This is a genomic window from Stenotrophomonas sp. 2619 (genome assembly GCF_040548725.1).
Taxonomy (GTDB): Bacteria; Pseudomonadota; Gammaproteobacteria; order Xanthomonadales; family Xanthomonadaceae; genus Stenotrophomonas; species Stenotrophomonas maltophilia_AP.
The window spans coordinates 247,055-262,607 of the sequence record NZ_JBEPSF010000001.1 but is presented as its reverse complement, the minus strand read 5'-3'; the positions used below and the strand labels follow the sequence as shown (position 1 = coordinate 262,607).

15 protein-coding genes, 3 tRNA genes and 1 pseudogene are annotated in these 15,553 nt (G+C 67.7%); 12 read left to right on the top strand and 7 right to left on the bottom strand.

What is annotated here, in order from left to right; genetic code table 11:
* The first annotated feature begins 30 nt into the window (after nt 1-30).
* The gene (fdxA, locus tag ABIA71_RS01235; RefSeq protein WP_108764771.1) at nt 31-354 is read left to right on the top strand and encodes a ferredoxin FdxA; all 324 of its coding nucleotides are present in this window, start codon (nt 31-33) and stop codon (nt 352-354) included.
* Between the two features lie 149 nt (nt 355-503).
* Here the strand turns inward: fdxA and ABIA71_RS01230 are convergent, their stop codons facing one another.
* A complete protein-coding gene (locus tag ABIA71_RS01230; protein WP_354282460.1) occupies nt 504-1,025 on the bottom strand; it encodes a hypothetical protein in 522 nt (173 codons plus the stop codon).
* 27 nt (nt 1,026-1,052) lie between these two features.
* A complete protein-coding gene (gene dapA, locus ABIA71_RS01225; protein ID WP_313243836.1) occupies nt 1,053-1,946 on the bottom strand; it encodes a 4-hydroxy-tetrahydrodipicolinate synthase in 894 nt (297 codons plus the stop codon).
* 163 nt (nt 1,947-2,109) lie between these two features.
* Here dapA and ABIA71_RS01220 point away from each other — a divergent pair, with 163 nt between their 5' ends.
* The 10 genes and pseudogenes from ABIA71_RS01220 (at nt 2,110) to ABIA71_RS01175 (ending at nt 8,027) form a co-directional block, all read left to right on the top strand.
* Complete coding sequence (locus ABIA71_RS01220) at nt 2,110-2,670, top strand: glycine cleavage system transcriptional repressor (RefSeq protein WP_038689096.1); 561 nt, start codon at nt 2,110-2,112, stop codon at nt 2,668-2,670.
* Between the two features lie 78 nt (nt 2,671-2,748).
* Nucleotides 2,749-3,228, top strand: a complete 480-nt coding sequence (locus ABIA71_RS01215) for a peroxiredoxin (RefSeq protein WP_354282457.1) — start codon at nt 2,749-2,751, stop codon at nt 3,226-3,228.
* A gap of 81 nt (nt 3,229-3,309) precedes the next feature.
* Nucleotides 3,310-4,707: a PhoH family protein gene (locus tag ABIA71_RS01210; RefSeq protein ID WP_354282455.1), complete on the top strand. Its 1,398-nt coding sequence runs from the start codon at nt 3,310-3,312 to the stop codon at nt 4,705-4,707.
* Entirely contained in the window at nt 4,704-5,210 is a 507-nt protein-coding gene (locus ABIA71_RS01205) for a hypothetical protein (protein WP_354282453.1), read from the top strand. The genes ABIA71_RS01210 and ABIA71_RS01205 overlap by 4 nt, the downstream gene beginning before the upstream one ends.
* Nucleotides 5,211-5,252: 42 nt before the next feature.
* Nucleotides 5,253-5,924, top strand: a complete 672-nt coding sequence (locus tag ABIA71_RS01200) for a YoaK family protein (RefSeq protein WP_354282451.1) — start codon at nt 5,253-5,255, stop codon at nt 5,922-5,924.
* A gap of 36 nt (nt 5,925-5,960) precedes the next feature.
* Nucleotides 5,961-6,770 (top strand): bifunctional hydroxymethylpyrimidine kinase/phosphomethylpyrimidine kinase, encoded by an 810-nt coding sequence (thiD, locus tag ABIA71_RS01195; protein ID WP_354282449.1) that lies wholly within the window; start codon nt 5,961-5,963, stop codon nt 6,768-6,770.
* Nucleotides 6,767-7,195 (top strand): annotated as a pseudogene (locus ABIA71_RS01190) (alpha/beta fold hydrolase); the annotation flags it as partial. The gene thiD and the pseudogene ABIA71_RS01190, both read left to right, overlap by 4 nt.
* Nucleotides 7,196-7,663: 468 nt before the next feature.
* Nucleotides 7,664-7,740, top strand: a tRNA-Arg gene (locus ABIA71_RS01185).
* A 53-nt stretch (nt 7,741-7,793) separates the two neighbouring features.
* Nucleotides 7,794-7,870: transfer RNA gene (locus tag ABIA71_RS01180), tRNA-Arg, on the top strand.
* An 80-nt stretch (nt 7,871-7,950) separates the two neighbouring features.
* Nucleotides 7,951-8,027, top strand: a tRNA-Arg gene (locus ABIA71_RS01175).
* Nucleotides 8,028-8,488: 461 nt separating this feature from the next.
* Here the strand turns inward: ABIA71_RS01175 and ABIA71_RS01170 are convergent.
* The gene (locus ABIA71_RS01170; RefSeq protein ID WP_354282897.1) at nt 8,489-9,634 is read right to left on the bottom strand and encodes an alpha/beta hydrolase family protein; all 1,146 of its coding nucleotides are present in this window, start codon (nt 9,632-9,634) and stop codon (nt 8,489-8,491) included.
* A gap of 130 nt (nt 9,635-9,764) precedes the next feature.
* Nucleotides 9,765-10,691, bottom strand: a complete 927-nt coding sequence (locus ABIA71_RS01165; protein ID WP_354282447.1) for a LysR family transcriptional regulator — start codon at nt 10,689-10,691, stop codon at nt 9,765-9,767.
* A gap of 142 nt (nt 10,692-10,833) precedes the next feature.
* Here ABIA71_RS01165 and ABIA71_RS01160 point away from each other — a divergent pair, with 142 nt between their 5' ends.
* Nucleotides 10,834-11,535 carry a pirin family protein gene (locus ABIA71_RS01160; RefSeq protein WP_354282445.1) on the top strand — a complete coding sequence of 234 codons (702 nt, stop codon included), beginning with the start codon at nt 10,834-10,836 and terminating at the stop codon, nt 11,533-11,535.
* Between the two features lie 54 nt (nt 11,536-11,589).
* On the opposite strand, the gene ABIA71_RS01155 is transcribed toward ABIA71_RS01160, so the two are convergent.
* The 3 genes from ABIA71_RS01155 to ABIA71_RS01145 form a co-directional block, all read right to left on the bottom strand.
* Entirely contained in the window at nt 11,590-12,738 is a 1,149-nt protein-coding gene (locus ABIA71_RS01155; RefSeq protein ID WP_354282443.1) for an aldo/keto reductase, read from the bottom strand.
* 91 nt (nt 12,739-12,829) lie between these two features.
* Nucleotides 12,830-13,249: a hypothetical protein gene (locus ABIA71_RS01150; protein WP_354282441.1), complete on the bottom strand. Its 420-nt coding sequence runs from the start codon at nt 13,247-13,249 to the stop codon at nt 12,830-12,832.
* Nucleotides 13,250-13,357: 108 nt separating this feature from the next.
* Entirely contained in the window at nt 13,358-15,505 is a 2,148-nt protein-coding gene (locus ABIA71_RS01145; RefSeq protein ID WP_354282895.1) for a TonB-dependent siderophore receptor, read from the bottom strand.
* Between the last annotated feature and the right edge of the window lie 48 nt (nt 15,506-15,553).

The following is a 15,553-nucleotide window of genomic DNA, read 5'->3' as shown; positions in this document are numbered from 1 at the left end:
GAATTACGCGGCTTAACGCCGGATTTCCCCATGCCTTTCGTTGTCACCGAAAACTGCATCAAGTGCAAACACACCGATTGCGTGGAAGTGTGCCCCGTGGATTGCTTCCATGAAGGCCCGAACTTCCTGGTGATCGACCCGGACGAGTGCATCGACTGCACCCTGTGCGAACCGGAATGCCCGGTCAACGCCATTTTCCCCGAAGACGACGTGCCCGCCGGGCAGGAAGTGTTCGTGGGCCTCAATGCCGAGCTGGCCAAGGCCTGGCCGGTGCTGACCGTGCGCAAGGACCCGCCCGCCGACGCCGGCGAATGGGACGGCAAGCCGGACAAGCTGCCCCTGCTGGAACGCTGAGCCGCTATCGCGGTGGCAACGAAAAAGGGCGCCATGGGCGCCCTTTTTCGTATCTCTGACAGATGACGGGTAGTGCCGGCCGCTGGCCGGCTGCTCCCGGGCCCGACGCACTCAGCGTCGGACCCGACCGGACCTACCGCTTGTCTTCCTTACTGAGCCAGCTTCGCCTTCAGCTCGCCCAGCAGCTTGGTCGGGGCGGCGCCGGTGGCCGGCAGGCCGCGCGGATCGACGGCCGACACGTAGGCGCCGGCTTCCACGCCCACCACGCGCACCAGGAAGTCGCTGCCTTCGTAGGCCACGTCATAGGAGCCCAGCAGCTGTGCCTTGCTGGCGATCTTCACGCCGGCCACCGATTCCAGCGCGGTGCCGACCTTGCCGAACACCTCGTCCTTGCTGCCCGGCACGGTGAAGCCTGCCGCATTGGTCGGGGCCTGGGTGGACGCTGCGGCCGGCGCCGGCTTGGCCGCCTGCGAGGCCAGCACCGGGACCTGGGCGGCCGGGCTGGCGCCCGGGGCGTTCAGGTCCGGCGGCACTTCCAGCGGACGCACTTCCGGCGCCAGCGCGTAGTCGCCCTTGGCCCCGCGCTTGAAGCAACCGGTGGTACCCACGAGGGTGGCGGTGGCCAGGATCGCGAAGGACAACACGCGGATGGCGGAAACGGATTGACGCATGGGAATCTCCTGGGTGACCACGGGTGGTCAGTGGTTGGATAGTGCTTCCAGCGCACCGATGTCGGTGGCCAGGTGTTCGGCAGCGGCATGGTGCGCCGCAGACAGGGACAGCAGCGGCAGGCGAAGCCCGTGGCCGATGCCGATCCGGCGCAGCAGGTCCTTCACCGGGATCGGATTGGACTCCACGCCGCAGAATTCATGGAACGGTTCCAGGCGGGCATCCCACGCCTCGGTCGCCTCGCGCTCGCCGGCTGCGGCCAGGTCGCACATGCGTCGGTATGCCCCCGGCAGGGCATTGGAGCCCACCGAGATCAAGCCATCGACCCCGGACAGGATCGAGCGCGCCGCGGTGCCGTCGTCGCCACTGAGAATGGCGAAATCGGCCGAACGCAGCGCCAACAGGGCCTGCACGCGGCCCACATCACCCACCGCTTCCTTGATGCCCACGATGTTCGGGTGCGCGGCCAGCACGGCCACGGTCTCGGGCAGCATGTCGCAGCCGGTGCGCCCGGGCACGTTGTACAGGATCACCGGCAGCCCGCCCTGGTCGGCGACGGCGCGGTAGTGGGCGATGAGCCCTTCCTGGGTGGGGCGCACATAGGGCGGGGTCACCACCAGCGCATGGGTGGCGCCGCTGGCGGCGGCCCGGCGGGTCTGTTCGATGGTTTTCGCCGTGCCCGACAGGCCGGTCCCGGCCAGCACCGGGATGCGCCCGGCCACGGTTTTGACCGCGCTGCGCAGCAGCTGGTCGTACTCGTCGTCGGACAGGGTAGCGGCCTCGCCGGTCGAACCGGCCACCACCACCCCGTGAACGCCACCCTCCAGTTGCAGGTGCAGCAGGCGCTGCCAACCGTCGGGATCCAATGCGCCATCGGCCTTGAAAGGCGTGGCCAGCGCGGTGATGAGACCGGAAAGGGACAAGGAAACGTTGCTCGGAAGAAAGGGGGAACCCAGCGGGCCTAAACGCCGGCCGGATGTACGTTGCATGTTACTTGCGGGTCGAAAGCACGGGCAAGTATGCTGGACTCCGGCGAACGTGCCGTCGCCGGCCGTTCAGACTCACCTTGCATCACCCGGAACCCTCTTGACCGACACCACGCCGCGGCCTGCGCCGACCGAAAACCATCTCCTGATCAACGCCTACACGACGCATCCGGAGTCCCCCCTGCTGCCTGTCACCCGGCGTATCTCCGACAGCGGTTGCAACCTGGTTGATGCACGCCTGGCCACGGTGGGCCGCGACGTCTCGGTGACCGCGCTGGCCACCGGCTCGTGGGACGCGGTGGCCAAGCTGGAAGCCATGCTGACCCGGCTCGAGCGCGAAGAGGGCCTGAAGCTGGTGTGGTACCGCACCGGTGCCAAGCAGGCGCAGTCCAACCTGCTGCCGTACATCGTGGAAGTGATCGCCGCCGACAAGCCGGGGATCCTGTTCCAGCTGGCCGATTTCTTCGACCGCCAGGGCATCACCATCGAAAACCTGCAGAGCACCCGCTACCGGGCGATGCAGACCGGGGCGGAGATGTTCTCGGCGCAGGTCACCATCGGGGTGCCGGCCAACATGCACATCGCCGCGCTGCGCGACGATTTCCTCGAGTTCTGCGACCACCTGAACCTGGATGCCATCATGGATCCGATGAAGTTCTGATCGTTCGCGCGTTCGTCACGGGCGCGCGGCGTTTCATGCAGTTGTAATGGCACGACCCCAGGATCCGGAAAGGAACCCATGAACGACGGCGACACCCTGGACAGCACCACCCTCGCACTGCCGCTGGCGTTGTCCGGCGGCGAGCACACCTCCCTCGGCGCACTCGCCGGCCAGTGGCTGGTGCTGTATTTCTACCCGAAGGACAGCACCCCGGGCTGCACCACCGAAGGCATCGACTTCAACGCGCTGCTGCCCGAATTCACCCGCCTCGATGCGTGCGTGTTCGGCGTTTCCCGCGATTCGGTCAAATCCCACGACAACTTCTGCGCCAAGCAGGGCTTCGCCTTCCCGCTGATCAGCGACGGCGACGAAGCGCTGTGCACCGCCTTCGACGTGATCAAGCTCAAGAACATGTACGGCAAGCAGGTGCGCGGCATCGAGCGCAGCACCTTCCTGATTTCGCCTGACAGTCGTATCGTGCAGGCGTGGCGCAAGGTCAAGGTGGCCGGCCACGCAGATACCGTCCTTGAAGCCCTGAAGGCCGCGAAAACCCAGTGACCAACCTGCACACCCCAATGGCCATCACCCTGCCCTGCAGGCTGTGATGGCTTGTCCCTGTTCTGCCACCAGGAAATGACGATGACCCGAGGCAAGCGCATCTACGTTCTGGATACCAACGTGCTCATGCACGATCCGACCGCGCTGTTCAAGTTCGAGGAGCATGATGTCTACCTGCCGATGCAGGTGATCGAAGAGCTGGACAACGGCAAGAAGGGCACCACCGAGGCCAGCCGCAACGCGCGCCAGGTCAGCCGTTTCCTCAACGAGCTGGTGCAGGCGTCGGGCCTGGACAACCTGGCCGACGGCATTCCGCTGCAACGGCCCAACGGGCTGCAGCTGCGCGGCAAGCAGAGCGTGGGCCTGCTGCGGTTCCAGACCAGTCACTTCGATGCGGGCAAGAGCTTTGGCGCGGTCATCCCGGACAACGCCATCCTCGGCGCGATCCTGGCGCTGAAGGAACAGATTCCCGAGATCCCGGTGGTGTTCGTCTCCAAGGACATCAACCTGCGCATCAAGGCGGCCATCGCCGGCATCGTGTCCGAAGACTACGAAAACGACCGCGCGCTGGACGATTTCAGCCTGCTCTACACCGGCGCCACCGAACTGCCGGAAGATTTCTGGAAGAAGCACACCGACAACCTGCGCAGCTGGAGCGACAAGGGCCGCACCAGTTACGAAATCATCGCCAGCGAAGACGAGAGCTGGCACCCCAACCAGTACGCCTACCTGCCGGGCGACGATGAAGTCGAACTGCGCGTGGCCAAGGTGGACGGCGACAAGATCACCCTGTCGCTGGTCAACGATTTCCGCCACGGCAGCCACGCGGTGTGGGGCATCAGCGCGCGCAACCGCGAGCAGAATTTCGCCCTCAACGCACTGATGGACCCGGAGATCGACTTCGTCACCCTGCTCGGCACCGCCGGTACCGGCAAGACCCTGCTGGCGCTGGCGGCCGGCCTGGCCCAGACCATGGACCAGCAGCGCTACCGCGAAATCATCATGACCCGTGCCACCGTCAGCGTTGGCGAGGACATCGGCTTCCTGCCCGGCACCGAGGAAGAAAAGATGACCCCGTGGATGGGCGCGCTCACCGACAACCTGGAAGTGCTCACCCACACCCAGGAAGGCGGCGCGTGGGGCCGTGCGGCCACCAACGACCTGATCGCCAGCCGGATCAAGATCCGCTCGCTGAACTTCATGCGCGGGCGCACCTTCCTGTCGCGTTACCTGATCCTGGACGAAGCGCAGAACCTCACCCCCAAGCAGATGAAGACCCTGATCACCCGTGCCGGCCCCGGCACCAAGATCGTCTGCCTGGGCAACGTCGAACAGATCGACACCCCGTACCTGACCGAAACCACCTCGGGCCTGACCTACGCGGTGGACCGCTTCAAGAACTGGCCGCACAGCGCCCACGTCACACTGCGTCGTGGCGAGCGCTCGCGCCTGGCCGACTACGCCTCGGAGGTGTTGTGAATCGTCCCCTGTCCCGTGCCGTCCTGCCGCTGGCGCTTGCTGCGCTGGCGGCGGCCTGCACGCCCGCCAACGTCCGCCCGGGCGCCAGCGTGCCCACCGCGGTCAAGACCGGCCAGTCCTGGGTGGTCACCCGCCCGGTGATTGCCGCCCAGGTACTCGACACCTGCTCACGTTCCAGCCCCGGCCGCGAGGCCGGGGCGGTCACCGGGTACTGGGCGCCCAGCCGCCAGCAGGTGGAACAGCTGGAAGCCCAGCTGCCCCAACTGGAGGCCCAGGTGCCCAACGCCGCCGATTTCGACCGGCAGTACGTCGGCATCGAGATGGGCGGCAGGCAGGTGATCTACCTCAACGCCTTCCATCTGCCGGACGACGCCGATATCGACCCCTCCCGCGACGCCATCCGGGTGTGTGACGGCGGCGCGCAGTTCTGGGGTGCGGTGTTCGACCCGGCGACCGGCACCTTCTCCGACGTGCAGTTCAACGGCCCGCCGAAGGGCCGTTGAGCATGGCGCTGACCGTGCCGCGATGAGCCGCCCGCACGCCGGATGAGCATCCGGCTTCCGACCTGGGTATGGATCGGTGCGATCGCGCTGTCCTGCGTGGCCGGCATGGTCAACGTGGTCGGCTTCCTGGGATTCGAACACCAGGCGGTAAGCCATATGACCGGCACCACCAGCCAGCTCGGCATGGCGCTGGCACAGGGCGACTGGCGCGTGGTGGGCCACCTGTGGGGCCTACTGATCGCGTTCTGCCTGGGCGCGATGCTCAGCGGCATGATCGTGCAGGACAGCACCCTGCAGCTGGGCCGCCGCTACGGCGCGGTGCTTACGCTGGAATCGCTGTTGCTGCTGGCCGCCATTCCGCTGTTCAAGCAGCAGCAGATCTGGGGCGCATTGGCCGCGGCGATGGCCTGCGGCTTGCAGAACGCCATGGCCACCACCTTCAGCGGCGCGGTGGTGCGCACCACCCACCTCAGCGGCATGTTCACCGACCTCGGCATCGGACTGGGCCACCTGCTGCGCGGGCTGCCGTTGCCGATCCGGCGCCTGACCCTCAGCGGGCTGATCGTCAGCGGCTTCCTCGCCGGCGGCATCGTAGGCGCCTGGCTGTTCCTGCGCTGGGGGTACGACGCGCTGCTGGCCCCCGCCCTGCTGACCGGCTGCACCGGCCTGGGTTACATGCTGTTCCAGCAATGGCGGCGCTGGCGCCCGCACTGAGCAGCACGCCTGCGGCAAACATTGCACAATCGCCGCATGACTCCTTCTTCTCCCGTTTCCGCCCTCACCATCGCCGGTTCCGACTCCGGCGGTGGCGCCGGCATCCAGGCCGACCTCAAGGCGTTTGCCGCCCACCGCGTGCATGGCCTGTCGGTGATCGCCGCGCTGACCGCGCAGAACACCCGGGGCGTCACGGCGGTCCACGTGCCGCCGCTGGCGTTCCTGCAGGCACAGATCGACGCCTGCTTTGCCGACTTCGACATCCATGCCGTGAAGCTGGGCATGCTGGCCAATGCCGAGGTGATCGGGCGGGTGGCCGATGCGCTGGAGAAGTACCGCCCCACGCACGTGGTGCTGGACCCGGTGATGGTGGCCACCAGCGGTGCCAAGCTGCTGGAAGACAGCGCGCTGCACGCGATGCGCACGCGCCTGTTGCCGCTGGCCACGCTGCTGACTCCGAACATCCCCGAAGCGGAGCTGCTGCTCGGCCGCCCCATCACCACCGCTGACGAAGCCGAAGATGCCGCGGCGGCCCTGCTCGACCTGGGCACCGGTGCGGTGCTGCTGAAAGGCGGCCACCTGCACGAGGGCGCCCGCGTGGTTGACCGCTACTTCGACGGCGTCACCCGCGACGAGTTCATTCACGCGCGCCTGCCCGTGGACGCGCACGGCACCGGCTGCACGCTGGCCTCGGCGATCACCGCGCAGCTGTGCCAGGGCCTGTCGTTGCCCAACGCCTGTGAAGCGGCCATCGACTACGTCGCCCGCGGCCTGCAAGGCGGGTACTACCCGGGGCGCAGCGAGGTGCTGGTGATCGACCACTTCGGCGCGGCGCGCCCGGCATGATCGAGGCACTGACGTTGCCGGTCGTGGCCGCCGACGGCCACCGCTTCGACCTGCTGGCCCGCGTGCCAGCGCAGCCACGTGCGCGACTGCTGTGGTTGCCGGCATTGGGGGTGGCCGCGCGTCATTACCTGCCCCTGGCCGATGCGCTGGCCGCGCGCGGCATTGCCGTGTACCTGCACGAGTGGCGCGGCAACGGCAGCAGCAGCCTGCGCCCGTCGCGCGGGCAGGATTGGGGCTATCGCGAGATCCTCCACCACGACCTGCCGGCCAGCCTGGCCGCGCTCGGCGGTGACAACGGCGCGGCGGCGATCATCGGCGGCCACAGCCTGGGTGGGCAGCTGGCGTGCTGCTTTGCCGGACTGCATCCCACGGTATTCCAGCGGCTGTGGCTGGTTGCCAGCGGTACGCCGTACTGGCGCACCTTCCCGGCGCCACGCGGCTGGACGCTGCCGCTGATCTACCGGTTCCTGCCCTGGCTGGCGCAGCGCCAGGGCGTGCTGCACGGACGCCGGCTGGGTTTCGGTGGCACCGAAGCGCGCGGCCTGATCCGCGACTGGGCCCGGGTCGGGCTGAACAATCATTACGCGGGCGTCGGCATCACCGAGGACCTGGAGGCCGGCCTGCGCCACGTACGCGGCCGTGCCACGGCCGTGGTGATGGCACAGGACTGGCTGGCGCCGGTGCCTTCGATGCAGGGCCTGCTGGCCAAGCTCCCGCAGGTACAGGCCTCGCTGCACGTGCTGGATGCGGCGACGCTGGGAACCGGTGCGGATCACTTTGCGTGGATGAAATCGCCGCCGTGGCCGCGCTGCTTTTTCATTCATTTGAATGAAGTTCTTCACAAAGGCGTTGACGAATGCGGCCCACATCCGCATAATTCCGCTCCTGTTGACGCGCCCGTAGCTCAGTTGGATAGAGTACCTGGCTACGAACCAGGCGGTCGGGAGTTCGAATCTCTCCGGGCGCACCATCAACAGGTTGCCAACTCCGCCGTTGGCATCAGCAGTACAACGTGATGTAAATGCGCCCGTAGCTCAGTTGGATAGAGTACCTGGCTACGAACCAGGCGGTCGGGAGTTCGAATCTCTCCGGGCGCACCATTACATCGCAGCAGGCTCGCCTGCCCTCCCGTCGAACGTGGCAACACGTGCGGCAGGACGCAAAACCAGACAATGCAAATGCGCCCGTAGCTCAGTTGGATAGAGTACCTGGCTACGAACCAGGCGGTCGGGAGTTCGAATCTCTCCGGGCGCACCATTGCATCGATGAAAAACGGCAGCCATGGGCTGCTGTTTTTTTTTGCGTGCTGCAGCGGGGTGCGCATGCCGACCGGCTCGTCATAACCCTCGAACGATCACGCGTAGTGCCGGCCGCTGGCCGGCTCGCCATGACCCTCGAACGATCACGCGTAGTGCCGGCCGCTGGCCGGCTCGTCATGACCCTCGAACGATCACGCGTAGTGCCGGCCGCTGGCCGGCTCGCCATGAACGTTGGAAGATCTGCCTGGAGCCGGCCAGCGGCCGGCACTACCGCATGGTGGGAGATCTGCCTGGAGCCGGCCAGCGGCCGGCACTACCGCATGGTGGGAGATCTGCCTGGAGCCGGCCAGCGGCCGGCACTACCGCATGGTGGAAGATCTGCCTGGAGCCGGCCAGCGGCCGGCACTACCGGCGGGATCGGCCGGCGCTACCGGATTGGCGGCGACGTCTATCGCGGGATCATCCGCGCGGCGTTTGCGCCTGCAGCCGCGCCATCACCAGCCGGTCGGCTTCATGCGGCATCTGCGGCGCGGCGCAGCGCGCGCCGGCCTGGCCCTCCTGCGCGAGCCAATCGTCCACCACGCCACCCAGCAGGTCCAGCCGCAACGGCAACGTGATGTGGTCTTCGCCCCGCATTTCGATGTAGTGCACGCGCGGGCTGGCCACTGCCAGCCGGCGCCCTTGGTCGACCCGCACGTGCTGGTCGTTCTGCCCGTGCACCAGCAGCACGCAGGCCCGCGTATCGGCCAGCGCGCGCGCCACATCGACACGGTCCAGGTCCAGGTCCAGGCGTTGACTGGCCGCAGCAATCACCGCGTCGATATCCTGCCCGCCATAGCGCCAACGCCCATAGGCCGCCATCGCCTGCGCCTTCCAGGCGGTCGGCTGCAACGCCATCAAGTGCGGGATCATGCTGCGGATGGCATCGCCGGCATTGGCGAAGGACTCCATCGCCACCACCCCACTGACCCGGTCGCCCAGCTTGTCGGCGGCAAACACCGCCGTGGCCGCGCCGTAGGACACCCCGAACAGGTACAGCGGCCCCACCACTTCACCGCGTGCCTGCAGCGCATCGATCACGTCGATCACATCGTCCGACTCGAACGTGCCATAGCCCGACGGACCCGCACCGGACTGGCCATGGTTGCGCAGGTCGATGGTGACCACGCGGTAGCCAGCCTGGGCCAGTTGCAGCGACCATGGCAACATCGCATCGCCATTCATCATCCAGCCGTGCAGCAGCACCACAGTACCGCGCGGCGGCTGCGCGCGGAACGGCGTGGGCAGCGCCAGCGCAAGGCCGGTCTGCAGCGGCTCCCCGTTCTCGTGCGGCTGGGCCAGGTACTGGTAATGCAGCCCGTACTGGCCCGGGTCGAACGCCCGCCAGAAGATCGGCACGCCGGCACGGCTGGTGACCCGACCATGCCGGTTGGGCACGCCGTCCACGGCGGCGGCAATGCGTGCGGTGTCGAGCAACGTGGACACGCCGCCCGGCGCGACCAGCCGATCGCTGAGCGAGGTCGAGGCAGCGGTGGAGGTGAGCGAGGAGCAGGCAGCCAGCCACAGGCCGGCCCCGGCCAGCAACAACAGCAGCAGGCGCTTCATAGGGGACACAGGGGAAACCAGAGTGAGCCGCGCAGGTTACCGACCGCCGGCCGGGCGCTCTATCGCATCCACATGACCGTGCGATGACAGCGCAGCGGCGATTCAGTTTGGTTCCGTCATGCCCGGCCCCTCACCCCAGCCAGCCCTGCATCGTCGGCCACCAGCCCGCCATCACCTGCGGGCCCTGCATCCGCGCCCGCCACCAGCGCAACGCGGCGCCCTCCTCGCCCGGCCGCCAGGCCAGCCAGAAGGTCTCGTCGGGCTTGGGCTCCTCCACCTGCTTGATCACCAGCCGGCCCTGCTGCACTGCCTGCTGCACATACGGCGCCGGCAGGAAACCGAAACCGAGCCCGGCGCACTGCAGGCGGAACTTGCTGACCGTATCGGGCACCGTCACCGTCTCCTGCCCCATCAGCAGGCCGACCGTACGCGGCAGCAACCGGCGCGCCGAATCGGCTACCGCGATCGCACAGTGCGCAGCGAGCTGCTCGCGCCCCAAGGGCCCGGGCGCGGCGGCCAGCGGATGCGAAGGTGACACCGCGAACACGAATTCCACCACGCCCATCGGCTCCACCACGTAGCCGCCGCCGCTCGGCCCTTCGCCGGCCGCGCCCACCAGCAGGTCCGCACGCCGGTCCAGCAGCGCCTCCCAAGTGCCCGACAGCGACTCGCTGATCAGCCGCACGCGGGTCTGTTCGGCCACCGCATTGAAGGCGCGCACGTCCTCGGCCAGCAGCGCCGGCTGGAACATCGAATCCACCGCGACGGTCAGCTCCGCCTCCCAGCCCGAGGCCACCCGGCGCACCCGCATCTCCAGCTCGCGCGCGGCCCGCAGCAGGTGCCGCCCCTCTTCCAGCAGCGCCTGCCCGGCCTGGGTCAGCTGCGCACGCGGACCCACCCGGTCGAACAGCTGCACGCCCAGGTCCTGTTCCAGCTTGGACACCGTGTAGGAAATGGTCGACGGCACCTTGTGCAGCGCCTTGCCGGCAGCGGCGAAGGAGCCGCGGCGGTCGATGGCGTCCAGGATCTGCAGGGCATCCAGGCTGAGCTTGAGCATTCGAATTTTTCGATGATGGCTTGCGAAACTATCCGTTTTTCAAACCCCAGGTGCAAGCGGATACTGGCGCCAACAGGAAAGGGACGCCGCAAACGCCTGCCCGCCCATCATCGAAACCATCGAATGCCCGAGGAGATCCACCATGCTGCAGATCCGCAAGAGCACCACCCGTGGCAAGGCCGACCATGGCTGGCTGAACTCCATGCACACCTTCTCCTTCGCCAACTACTACGACCCGCGCTACACCAGCTTCGGCCCGCTGCGGGTGATCAACGAAGACCGCGTGCAGGGCGGCCAAGGCTTCGGCACCCATAGCCACGCCAACATGGAAATCATTTCCTACGTGCTCGGCGGCGCACTGGAGCACAAGGACTCGATGGGCACCGGCTCGGTGTTGCGCTACGGCGACGTGCAGCGCATGAGCGCCGGCAGCGGGGTCAGCCACAGCGAGTTCAACCATTCGGCCGACGAGACCGTGCACTTCCTGCAGATCTGGCTGTTCCCCGACCAGGAAAACATCGCCCCGAGCTACCAGGAAACCCATTTCGCCCCCGAGGCCAAGCGCGGCCAGCTGCGCCTGATCGCCTCCCGCGATGGCCGTGACGGTGCCCTGCTGATCCACCAGGACGCCAACATCTACGCCACGATCCTGGACGGCAACGATCGCGTGCAGCTGCCGCTGGCCCCGCGTCGCGGTGCCTATGTGCAGGTAGCGCGGGGCCAGGTGCAGGTCAACGGCATCACCCTGGACACCGGCGACGCGCTGCAGATCAGCGACGAGGCCCAGGTGACGCTGGAAAACGCCAGCGATGCCGAAGCGCTGGTGTTCGACCTGCCGCTGTAAGGCGATGCAATGCACACAGGCGACCCCGAACCGATCGGGGCCGCCTGCTGCGCGTCAGGCCGCAGGCACCGGCGCGTCCGCGGCGATCAACTGCTGCTGCTTCAGTTCGGCCCAGAACGCGGCAGGGATGGCCACCGACATCGACGCGACATTGGCCAGTACCTGTTCGGGGGTGCGCGCTCCAGGAATTACTGCCGACACCACCGCCGGCGCATCGGCGAACTGCAGCGCCGCGGTGCGCAGATCCACCCCGTGGCGATCGCAGATGGCCTGGACACGAGCGCGCTTGTCCGGCGCCCAGGCAGGCACCGTGCCGTCGTACAGATACCGCTCGCGCCCGGCCAGGTAACCGGCCAGCAACGGCGACCCCACCACCACCGACGCGCCGTGCGCGGCGATCCGGGGGAAGGTTTCGTGCAGGGCCTGTTCGTGGTCCAGCAGCGAGTACTGGCACGCCAGCAGAAAGATGTCCGGGTCGGCCGCGTCGATCGCCCGGAGCGCAGGCTCGGGGCGGTTCACGCCAAATCCCCAGGCCTTGATCAGCCCTTCTTCGCGCATGCGGGTCAGCGCCGGCATCGCGCCCTTGGCCGCCTCGGCAAAGCGCTGCTCCCACGGCATGCCGAGGTCTTTCTCGTTGTCCGGGGACAGGTCGTGGATGAACACCACGTCCAGCTGCGACACGCCAAGCCGGTTGAGGCTGTCCTCCACCGAGCGCCGGGTGCCATCGGCCGAATAATCGTAGCGGTAGTGGAACGGCGACGGCTCCTGCCACATCGTTTTCTGCAGCGCGCCGCGCGTGGCCGTCAGCAGGCGGCCGACCTTGGTCGACAGCGTGTACTCGTGTGCCGGGTGGTTGTGCAGGTGATGGCCGTAGCGGCGCTCACTGAGGCCCAGCCCGTACCACGGCGAGGTATCGAAACAGCGCACGCCGGCCGCGTACGCCGCTGCCAGCGTGGCCTCACTGATGGCATCGGTGGTGGCCGCAAAGCCATTGCCGATCGCCACCCCGCCCAGCCCCAGCCGGGTGTGCGGCCGATAGCGCCCCGCCTGCCCCGCCGCATTGTTGGCCAGTGGGCGCGCACTTACCTGCCCGCGTGTGGGCAGTACGCTACCGGGACCGGCAGCCTGGGCGAGCAACGGGGATGCCGCCAATGCGGCAGTGCCGACAGCGGCAGCGGAAAGAAACTGGCGACGTGCGTTCACGACGACTCCTGCAGGGCGGACCAGTGCCCACCCTCGCATTCACGCGGTGCACGCCATGCGTGGACGGCGTCAACGCGACGGCAACGGCGGCCTAACGGGTCGTGGCAGCCGCGTCGTGTGGCCCCTCGCCTTGTGCCTGCATGGTGCGCAGGGCCGCATCGATGCGCTGCTGCACGATGCGCTCTTCGTCGCTCAACGGTCGCGCGATCAACGTGCGCCCGTCCACCACCAGGCCAGCCACCGTGCCATCCGCGGCGGTATCGCAACGGGCACGGACTTCCTGCAGTTCACCGCTGAGACGGACGAACTTCAGCCCATCCCCGGGCCGCCATTCGAACGTATGGCCATCGGCCTGATAGCGCCGTGCGGGAATCCGTGGCACCTGCGCGCCGTCGGCGATCGATGCCGTACGCAGGATCACCCCCTCGCATACCTGAAAGGCACGCACCTCGCCCGGTGCCGGTGAACCGGCCGCCGCCAGCGCCACGATCAATGCCACGCTCTGCACCATGCTTCTGCTCCCTGGATGCTGTCGGGGCAGTGTGCCACGGCCTCGCCGCACGCACTGCGCGCGGTCGCCTGCGGCACCCCGACCAGTGGGCCGGGGTGCCGCGCATCATCAGAACTTGTAGTTGAGGGTCAGCCGCACGTTGCGCGGTTCGCCCCAGGTGTAGGTGCTGTACCAACTGAAGATCGTGTAGTAATGCTTGTCCAGCAGGTTGTTGACGTTGAGCGTGGCCGACAGCTGGTCGTTGAACTCATACCGCGCCATCGCGTCCAGCAGCCAGTACGGCTCGGTGCGATGCACCAGGCTGGCACCGTTGGCCGGGTTGGTGATGGTGCCGAAGGTGCTGCCCTGCCAGCGCGCACCGCCGCCCACGCTCCAGCCCTGCAGCGCGCCGCCCTGCAGGCGGTAGCTGGTGTGCAGGCTGAACTGGTCTTCCGGCTCCAGCGTGGAGACCTTGACCGACTGCTGCCGCGCGATCTTGTGCGCGTAGCCGCCCTGGACCTGCCAGCCCGGCGCCACCTGGCCGGACATCTCCAGCTCGTAGCCCTTGGTGCGCACGCCCATCAGCCCGCGGTAGGCGATGCCACCGCTGGGGGTGCGGCCGCCGGTGGGTTCGGCGTAGTTGTCCTGGTCGAGCTGGAACACCGCCGCACTGGCGTTGAAGCGGCCCTCCAGGAACTCCGCCTTCAGGCCCGCCTCGTAGCTGCGCCCTTCCATCGGGTCGAGCGTCTTGCCCTGCTCGTCCTGGTTGCCCTGCGGCTTGAAGATGGTGCTGTAGCTGGCGAAGACCGAGAAGTTGCGGTTGAGGTCGTAGACCACGCCTGCGTACGGCACGATCACGCCGCTTTCGTCGGTGTCGGGCGATTTATAGTTGGCGATGCGGCTGCCGAGGATCAGCTTGAGCGGATCGGCCAGGTCGAAGCGGCTCACCACGTAGGCACCGCTCTCGCGGGTCACCTGGTTGTCGCCGTAGCCCCACTGCCAGTCCGGCTCGGGCACGTTGCCGGCCCAGCTGTAGTAGTCGGCCACATCGGTGACGTAGCCCGGCTGCGGCGAGTAGCCGTTGTTGATCCAATGCTTGCGCGACACGCTGCCACCGACCACCAGCTCGTGCTCGCGCCCGAACCACTGGAACTTGCCACTGACATACAGATCGGCCGCGTTGCTGGTGGTCTCGCCGACGTACTTGCCGACCCACATGCTCACGCCCTGGCCGGTGACCGGGTCGGGATTGCCGCCGGCGGCTGCACCGAGCGGGGCGTCGTAGCCATTGACCTGGTGGTTGAGCTGCAGCTTGGCCACCCAGTCGTTGCCGAAGGTGTGCTCCAGCGTGGCGAAGGCCGTGCGGCTGTACTGGCCCCAGCTGCTCCAGCGGGCGCCGTTGTTGAACGAGCGCGGCATGTCGTTGAAGGCGCCGGTACTGTCCAGCAGCGGGATGCCGCCCCAGCTGGAGCCCTGCGGGTCGCTGTCCTGGTAGTCGGCCCCGACGGTGAGCAGCGTGCTGTCGTCGATGTCGGCCTCCAGGATGCCGTAGAACACCTGGTTGCTGCGCTGGTAATGGTCAACGTTGGAATGCTTGTCCTGGTAGGCCCCGACCAGGCGGCCACGCACGCGGCCGCTTTCGGTCAGCGGCCCGCCGACGTCCACCTCGGCGCGGTAGCTGTCCCACGAACCCACGCCCAGCGTGGCGCTGCCGGACAGGTCGCGGGTCGGCTTCTTGCGCACCAGGTTGATGGTCGCGCCCGGGTCGCCCATGCCGGTAAGCAGGCCCGTGGCGCCCTTGAGCACTTCCACGCGGTCATAGATGGCCATGTCGCTGAGCGTGTTGCCGGCCGAGTACGCCGAGTCGCGCGCCATCGGAATGCCGTCGTACTGGAAGTTCTGCACCGCAAAGCCGCGCGCGTAGTACTCGGTGCGCTCGCTGTCGTAGGTGACGATGCTGATGCCCGGGGTGACCTTCATGACATCGTCGATGCCGTTGAGCGCAAAGTCGTTCATCTCCTGCCGGGTGATGACGCTGATCGACTGCGGCGTCTGCCGCGGGCTCAGCACCAGCCGGGTCGCGGTAGCGATCGTGCCGGGTGTGTAGGAATCACTGCCTTCGGTGACGGTGCCCAGCTGGTTGGCGGTGACCTGCACGGTCTGCAGCGTCTGCGCCGCGTCGTCCTTCGGCGGCGCAGGCGCATCCTCCGCCTGTGCGGACGTGGCGAACACGGCAAGGCCGAGTGCACTGGCCAGCGCCAAGCTCAGCGGGGACATCGACGGCGACGGCGCAATGCGAACGACGCGGGTGGGAACAACACGGAA

Coding starts and splice junctions, on each gene's coding strand:
- fdxA (WP_108764771.1), top strand. CDS start 31: ATGCCTTTCGTTGTCACCGAAAACTGCATCAAGTGCAAACACACCGAT.
- ABIA71_RS01160 (WP_354282445.1), top strand. CDS start 10,834: ATGCTGCAGATCCGCAAGAGCACCACCCGTGGCAAGGCCGACCATGGC.
- ABIA71_RS01200 (WP_354282451.1), top strand. CDS start 5,253: ATGAGCATCCGGCTTCCGACCTGGGTATGGATCGGTGCGATCGCGCTG.
- ABIA71_RS01150 (WP_354282441.1), bottom strand. CDS start 13,249: ATGGTGCAGAGCGTGGCATTGATCGTGGCGCTGGCGGCGGCCGGTTCA.
- ABIA71_RS01145 (WP_354282895.1), bottom strand. CDS start 15,505: ATGTCCCCGCTGAGCTTGGCGCTGGCCAGTGCACTCGGCCTTGCCGTG.
- ABIA71_RS01230 (WP_354282460.1), bottom strand. CDS start 1,025: ATGCGTCAATCCGTTTCCGCCATCCGCGTGTTGTCCTTCGCGATCCTG.
- ABIA71_RS01210 (WP_354282455.1), top strand. CDS start 3,310: ATGACCCGAGGCAAGCGCATCTACGTTCTGGATACCAACGTGCTCATG.
- thiD (WP_354282449.1), top strand. CDS start 5,961: ATGACTCCTTCTTCTCCCGTTTCCGCCCTCACCATCGCCGGTTCCGAC.
- ABIA71_RS01165 (WP_354282447.1), bottom strand. CDS start 10,691: ATGCTCAAGCTCAGCCTGGATGCCCTGCAGATCCTGGACGCCATCGAC.
- ABIA71_RS01170 (WP_354282897.1), bottom strand. CDS start 9,634: ATGAAGCGCCTGCTGCTGTTGTTGCTGGCCGGGGCCGGCCTGTGGCTG.
- ABIA71_RS01215 (WP_354282457.1), top strand. CDS start 2,749: ATGAACGACGGCGACACCCTGGACAGCACCACCCTCGCACTGCCGCTG.